Annotated in this window: 8 protein-coding genes; all 8 read left to right on the top strand. The window is 68.9% G+C overall.

Annotated features, from left to right (window positions below):
* Positions 1–44 precede the first annotated feature (44 nt).
* The 8 genes from LL239_RS17195 to LL239_RS17160 all read left to right on the top strand — a co-directional run bounded on the left by LL239_RS17195 (position 45) and on the right by LL239_RS17160 (position 6469).
* On the top strand, positions 45–404 hold the full coding sequence (locus LL239_RS17195) for a hypothetical protein (RefSeq protein WP_228164558.1): 360 nt from the start codon (positions 45–47) through the stop codon (positions 402–404).
* Complete coding sequence (locus LL239_RS17190) at positions 401–748, top strand: hypothetical protein (RefSeq protein ID WP_228164557.1); 348 nt, start codon at positions 401–403, stop codon at positions 746–748. Before LL239_RS17195 ends, LL239_RS17190 begins: the two co-directional genes overlap by 4 nt.
* A 15-nt stretch (positions 749–763) precedes the next feature.
* Positions 764–1054, top strand: coding sequence for an HK97 gp10 family phage protein (locus LL239_RS17185; RefSeq protein ID WP_228164556.1), 291 nt, complete (start codon positions 764–766; stop codon positions 1052–1054).
* On the top strand, positions 1051–1470 hold the full coding sequence (locus LL239_RS17180; RefSeq protein WP_228164555.1) for a hypothetical protein: 420 nt from the start codon (positions 1051–1053) through the stop codon (positions 1468–1470). Before LL239_RS17185 ends, LL239_RS17180 begins: the two co-directional genes overlap by 4 nt.
* Positions 1471–1543: 73 nt before the next feature.
* Positions 1544–2125, top strand: coding sequence for a hypothetical protein (locus LL239_RS17175; protein ID WP_228164554.1), 582 nt, complete (start codon positions 1544–1546; stop codon positions 2123–2125).
* A 95-nt stretch (positions 2126–2220) separates the two neighbouring features.
* Entirely contained in the window at positions 2221–2625 is a 405-nt protein-coding gene (locus LL239_RS17170; protein WP_228164553.1) for a hypothetical protein, read from the top strand.
* Positions 2622–2987 (top strand): hypothetical protein, encoded by a 366-nt coding sequence (locus LL239_RS17165; RefSeq protein WP_228164552.1) that lies wholly within the window; start codon positions 2622–2624, stop codon positions 2985–2987. Before LL239_RS17170 ends, LL239_RS17165 begins: the two co-directional genes overlap by 4 nt.
* 14 nt (positions 2988–3001) lie before the next feature.
* Positions 3002–6469, top strand: coding sequence for a phage tail protein (locus LL239_RS17160; protein WP_228164551.1), 3468 nt, complete (start codon positions 3002–3004; stop codon positions 6467–6469).
* Positions 6470–6617: the final 148 nt, after the last annotated feature.

Genomic DNA, 6617 nt, shown 5'->3' with positions numbered 1-6617 from the left:
CAGCGCCGGGGCCGCCTCACCAGGAGTGAGCAAAAGGGGAGAGCATGATCACACCGGATGACCTCCCTGAGGTCGATGAGGACGTGGCGCGACGGATCATCCTCGCAGCACGCTCCATCGCCCCCTGCATCGACTCCTTCGCGGATGAGTCGGAGCAGAAGAAGGACGCCCTTGCCGTGCTGCGTGGCGTGGCCGACGAGGCGCCCGCCAAGGGCTCTCGGCGCGCGCGAGCTCAGCGCATCGGCTCGGCGTCGATCGACTACTGGGATGCGAACACGTGGCACGCCGAGGATCGCGCGCTACTGCGTTCGCTGTGCGTCCCCGCTACGCCGTTGGGACTCCCGCGCGGGAGCTTCCCCACGGAGCGGCCCGTCTCGAGCCTGTGGCCGGAGAAGTACTCGTGAACTTCCCTCACGGCAGCGCGGTTCACCGCCAGCGCGCGAAGACGCTCCGCGACGAGTACGCAGACGAGGACGTCGCGGCGGACTGGTCCGACCCCGACGAGATTCCGATCCCGAATGCGTTCGTCGCCCAGTCGTCGACATCGCGGACCACGACAGCCAATCGCGTGCAGATGCTCGAGGCGAAATCGCTGTTCTGCCCGCCCGACTTCGACATTCGCGCCAACGATCGGATTCGCGACGGCGGCATCGTCTACACCATCGACGGCATTCCGGCCGCCGATACAAACCCGTTCACCGGATGGACGCCGGTGCGCGAGATCCCGCTGACCCGCGCGGTCGGCTGAGCCGGAGGTGAGGTCATGGCCCGCAGCGGACAGACCGACGTCACCTTCAATCCGAAGTTCTTCGAGACGGTGCTGCGTCAGCCCGCCGTCGAGCGTCTGACGGATGCTGCAGCTGATCGAACGCTCGCGAACGCTCAGGCTAGCGCCCCCGTAGACTCCGGCGACTACCGGGACGGTCTGCACATCGAGCACCACGAAGCTCGCTTCCGCCGGGTCGCGCGTGTCGTCGGCGACGACAAGAAGACGCTGCTGATCGAGGCCAAGACGGGGAACCTTGCGCGCGCCGTGAAGGCGGCCAAGTCGTGAGGGTCACCCCGCCCGACGTGGTGCTCTTCCTCACCGGATACGTGCGCGAGCTCGCGGCCGCCGAGGGCATCGACGTCAAAGTCACGAACAAGGAACCAGCCGACCTCGCCATCCCGCTACCGACGCCTCTCATCGTGCTCCGCGACGACGGTGGATCGCGCATGGATTGGACGACCTTCGACCGATCCGTCGGAGCATCAGTGCTGGCCGGGTCCAAGCGGTACGACAAGCCTGCGGTCGAGCTGGCCAGGTGGCTCGCCGGCGTCCTCTTCGATGACGCTCTCCCGCTCATCGAAGGCAGTCCCATCGCATCCGTCGTGTTCGACGGCTGCAACGGCCCCACCGACGCGGCCGAAGTGCTCGACGTGACCCGCCTGTATTTGACAGCGCAGTACGTCGCCATCGGCTCCTGGTAGCCGCCCCACAGACACCGCGCGCCAGGTAGGCCGCGGCACTCTAAGCCCGCGTCGCGGGAGAAGGGAGAGACCCGTGTCCGCGGACTCTCAGGGAAACGACCTCGACGCCGTCCAGGTCCCACTCACCGGCCTCGCGGCGTACGCGCCGCTGCTCGAGGCCAACGTCATCGCGAAGGCCGACCTCGGCGCGAGCCCGCTCGTGCTCCCGGCGGCGTTCGATCGTCTCGGCCTGTACAAGCAGGACGGCGGCCCCGCGCCCTCGCGCGAGAGCGAAGACGAGATCCAGTTCTTCCAGAAGGGGTACTCGCTCGCCGGCGATGCCGTCCGCTCGGTGGTCATCGGTCTGGCCGAGGACAACGCCGCCGTGCGCGCGCTCACGGAGGGCGTCGAGCCCGACGCGAACGGCGTGATCGAGGTGTCGTCGTCGCTCCCGAACAACCGCTTCATCCTGCTCGTGGTCACGAAGTACCGCAACGGTGCGGAGAAGCGGCAGATCGGTGTCGCCTCCGTCACCGCCGTGGAGCAGGACCAGTCCGAGCGCGGCTCGGTCGAGGGCGCGAACGTCACGTTCACCTGGCACGAGCACGAGCTGTTCAACGACGCCCCCTTCTGGCAGTGGGGTCCCGCGGTCCCGGGGGCCGTGGTCACGCCCTGACGCAGACCGACTGGCCGGGGTGTCGTCGGGTCGCCCCGGCCGGTCTCATCTCTCGCACCCGACGCTAGAACACCAACCCGACAAGGAGAACGACCATGGCCACACGCGCCACCACCAAGACCAAGCCCACACAGGCGCCGGTCTCCGAACCGGCCGAAGTCGAGTACGACTTCGACGCATGGACGGAGGAGGCGGAGACGCAGGCGATCGCCAAGATCGCGCCCGAGGTGAAGTACATCATCGTCGAGCGCACGTTCGTCGGGAAGTTCTTAGACGGCACGATCGTCAAGGCAACCCTCGCACTCACGCTCGATGACGTCGATGCGCTGCAGGCGGAGTACGACAATGAGATCGACCAGTTCCGCTCGCTGATCCAGGTCGTCGGCGGCGACGAGAACGTCAAGGCGCTCAGTGGGCAGGACATCGCCGATGTCGCGCAGATGGCGATGAAGTACTTCAACGTCATCCAGCGGATCCAGGGGGCCACCCGCCCGGAATGATCGCCGTCGCCCGGCTCATCCGAGAGCATCGCGGCGCCGCTGCGCGCACCCTGCGTGAGAACTTCGGCGTCGGCATCTCGGACCTGGGCGGCGGCCTCACATGGGGGGAAGCGCACACGCTACTCACGGAGGCCGCAGCAGACACCGGCACCGCACTCGGCGCCGAGCTCGCTGGGTGGGCGTACCCGGCGAGCATGCCGCAGCTGATCACCATGATCGCGACGATCGGTGACCGCAAGGCATCCCAGAAGGTCATGCCCTGGGTGATGAAGAACCTGCGCGACGGTGCACCTAGCGCCACCGCGGAGGAGCTTGCTCAGGCGCAGGCCGAACTCGAGGACGGCATCGTCTTCGCCAGCTGACCGGAGGAGGTGCCATGTCGTCCGAGGTCGGCTCCGGTCACGTCAGCATCTTCCCGGTCATGACCGGATTCAAGTCTCGCGTCACGCGCGGGGCGCAGGAGGCGGGCGCAGCTGGCGCGAAGACATTCGATCGGGGATTCAAGGGCGCGGGCGCCGCAGCTGGTCGCACGGTCGGCCGCGACCTGAAGTCGGCTCTCGCGTCCGCCGCGGGCGACCTGGGGGCAGCAGAGCTCGGCAAGCTCAACAGCGAGGTCGCCGCCGCATCCGCGGCGCTGTCGAAGGCGCGGCTGCGCCAGCAGGATGACGCCGGCCGCGTGCGCGTCGCCGAGGCGCGCCTGCAGGAAGCGATCGCGAAGTCGGGCGCGGAGTCCTCTCAGGCGATCGCCGCCGAGGAGCGACTCGCCGCGGCCCGCCGGATCCAACAGGTCGCCGTAGAGGGCGTCGCCACCGCCACCGACCGCCTCCGCACGGCGCAGCGGTCGCTCGCCGCCGCGCAGACCGCAGTCGGCGCGTCCGCCATCGCAGGTTCCGGCGGCGTGCGCCAGATGCTCGCGGATTTCCGGTCTGGGTTCAAGGATGCCCGGGCGGGACAGTCGGCATTCACGGGCCTTGCTGGTTCTCTCGGTGGACTTTCCCGGGCGCTGCTGGATGTCACGGGGTTCACCTATCTCGGGCGTCTCGCTCGAGCGGGCGCGCAGCAGGCCGCCACGGCGTTCGCCTCGATGGCCACGATGGTCGGCGGGCACCTAGCTAAGGCGTTGACGGCCGCCCGCTCGTGGGCGGCCGGCGTCGGGTCGACCGTGCGGGGCGCGCTCGCCCCATACGCCCAGTACGCCGCAGCTGCCGGCACGCTGCTCGCGTCGCCGTTCGTGCGCCTCGGTTCCCGAGTGTCGTCGTACCTCAGCCCGGTCACCACTCAGGTGCGGGCGGCGCTCACGAAGGCCGCAGCGTTCGCCGGGCCCGCGGCATCTCAGCTGGTCAGCACCTTCCGGTCTGGACTGTCCGGCCTAGGATCGGCCGCGTCTTCGGCGTTCCGTACGGTCGTCTCGGCCGCGTCGACCGCATCCCACGCCGCAGGCTCCGCCCTCGCATCCGGCATCCAGTCCGCGGCGACAGCCGGCGTCACCGTCGCAGCGGCGGGGATCGGGGTCGCGTTCGGGAAGGGCTTTGCCCGACTCAACGCGATCGACACTGCGCGCGCAAAGCTCACCGGCCTCGGAAACGACGCCGGCACGGTGCAGACGATCATGGGCGACGCCCTGGCTTCTGTGCGCGGAACCGCGTTCGGCCTGGGCGAGGCTGCCACCGTCGCGGCCTCCGCCGTCGCGGCCGGGATCAAGCCTGGTGAGGCGCTGCAGGGGCACCTCAAGTCGATCGCGAACAACGCCTCCGCGGCGGGCATCTCCATGGAGGAGATGGGGGCGATCTTCAACAAGGCCGCCACCCAGGCCAACGGTGTCCAGAACGACGTCATCGCGCAACTCGCTGACCGCGGCATCCCCATCTACCAGGCACTCGCCGACCAGATGGGTGTCACCGCCGGCGAAGTGTTCAAGATGGCCTCCGAGGGGAAGGTCGACTTCGAGACGTTCTCGAAGGCGGCCACCGCCGCCGCGGGCACCGTCGCGGACGAGATGGGCAAGACCGTCCCGGGCGCGGCGAAGAACTTCCTCGCCTCGCTCGGCCGGATCGGCGCCAACGCGCTGCAGCCCATCTACGGCAAGATCGGTCCGCTGATTCAGGCGGCGACTTCCGCACTGGGCCCGATCGAGGAGCGGGCGAAGGCGCTCGGCGACGTGCTGCTGAAGGTGCTCGGTCCGGCGCTCGATGGGATCACCGGGTTCCTCACTCGCATCGGTGAGGGTGCGTCGATCTTCTCGGGTGCGCTCGCGGGGATGCAGGGCGTCGTCGGGCCGCTGGCAGGCGCTCTCGTGGCTCTGGGCGCCGGTGGGCTGGGCGCTCTCCTGTCTCGTATCCCGCTGCTCACGACCCTCATTCCGGGGTTGACGGCCGCGCTCGGGATCCTGGGAGGGCCGATCGGGATCGTCGCCGCCGCCCTGGCGGGGCTGGCGATCTCGGGAGCCGACTTTGGCGACATCGCGATCGGGCTGACCGGCATCATTCAGCAGGTCGCGGGCGCGGTGCCCGGCATCGTGCAGACCGTGGCGCAGATGGTGCCGCAGATCGTCACAGAGATCCTCGCGCGCATCCCGCTGCTGCTCTCGGTTGGCGCGAGCCTCGTGCAGGCGCTGGTCGACGGTCTCATCGTCGCGGTGCCGGCGATCGCGACCGGCGCGGTCGCGCTGGTGCAGGGTCTGATCGCCGCGATCGTGACGTACCTGCCGTCGATCATTACCGCCGCGTTGCAGCTCGTATCGGCTCTCACCGCTGGCCTGATCGCCGCTATCCCGCTGGTCGTGTCGGGCATCGTGACCCTCGTCACCGGCCTGATCGCCGCGCTCGTGGGAATGCTGCCGACCCTCATCGTCGGGGCGGTGCAGCTGTTCCTCGGTCTCGTGCAGGCCGTGATCCAGGTGATCCCGGTCCTGTTGACCGTGATCATCGGGGCGCTCCCGGCGATCCTGTCGGCCCTGCTCGGGATGCTCCCTGCGCTGCTGACGGCGGCGGTGCAGCTGTTCCTGCAGCTGGTCCTCGGGCTCGTGCAAGTGATCCCGCAGCTGCTCACGACCCTCGTGGGTCTGCTGCCGACGCTGCTGACGACGATCATCGGGATGATCCCGATGCTCCTCGAGACGGTGATACAGCTGTTCCTGCAGCTGGTTCTCGGGTTGCTGACGGTGATCCCGCAGTTGCTCGTCGCGATCGTGGGGATGCTGCCGCAGATCATCACCACCCTGATCAGTCTGATCCCGACTCTCCTGAGCGCTGGGATCGAGCTGTTCAAGGCGCTCGTGACGGCGATCCCAGCGATGCTTCCGGAGCTGAAGGACACGCTCATTCAGATGGGCCCGCAGATGGTCGACGCGATCCTCGCGCTTGGGCCTGCTCTGCTGGACGCGGGGAAGGCCATCATCCGATCTCTGATCGACGGGATCGGGTCGATGTTCGGCGAAGTTGGGGAAGCCGTCGGCGGCCTCATGGATTTCGTCGGAGACTTCTTCCCGCACTCCCCGGCCAAGCGTGGCCCCCTGTCGGGGTCGGGATGGTACGCGCTCCGCTCCGGCGGTGCCGCGATCGCTGGCCAGATGGCCGGCGGTATCGGCGATGGGAAGGGCGACGTCGCGCGGGCGTCGGCGGCGATGGCGGCGGCCGCGCAGGCGGAAGCTGCGCGGGTCCAGTCGATGATCGGCACCGTCTCCTCGACCCTCACAGCAGAAGGGGTGGGGCGTACGGGATCTGTTCCGTCTTCGTCCGCGCCGTCTGTCGTGCAGCACAACAACTTCGCGGAGATGGATCCCGAGGTTGCGGTCGTCGCGGCTGGTCAGTCGCTGGCGGCTGTCGCGAGAAGGGCGGGCGCATGAGCGTGCTCGAGATCAGGGGGGAGGGGCGCGTCATTCGTGGCGCCCCTTCCCCGTCTGCGGAGACGGGCCTTTTCGTGGGTCGGGATGGGCTGCAGGGGTGGCAGGGTCTTCCTGCGCGTCGCCGGGAGGCGCTGGTGCGGGCGCTCGC

The sequence above is a fragment of the Microbacterium testaceum genome (assembly GCF_020781835.1).
Taxonomy (GTDB): Bacteria; Actinomycetota; Actinomycetes; order Actinomycetales; family Microbacteriaceae; genus Microbacterium; species Microbacterium testaceum_H.
Note: the sequence above shows the minus strand (reverse complement) of the source record. Positions and strands in the feature narration are given on the sequence as shown.

Bases quoted from the DNA above. Each gene is read 5' to 3' on its own strand.
- LL239_RS17195 (WP_228164558.1), top strand. From the start codon at position 45: ATGATCACACCGGATGACCTCCCTGAGGTCGATGAGGACGTGGCGCGA.
- LL239_RS17185 (WP_228164556.1), top strand. From the start codon at position 764: ATGGCCCGCAGCGGACAGACCGACGTCACCTTCAATCCGAAGTTCTTC.
- LL239_RS17170 (WP_228164553.1), top strand. From the start codon at position 2,221: ATGGCCACACGCGCCACCACCAAGACCAAGCCCACACAGGCGCCGGTC.
- LL239_RS17165 (WP_228164552.1), top strand. From the start codon at position 2,622: ATGATCGCCGTCGCCCGGCTCATCCGAGAGCATCGCGGCGCCGCTGCG.
- LL239_RS17160 (WP_228164551.1), top strand. From the start codon at position 3,002: ATGTCGTCCGAGGTCGGCTCCGGTCACGTCAGCATCTTCCCGGTCATG.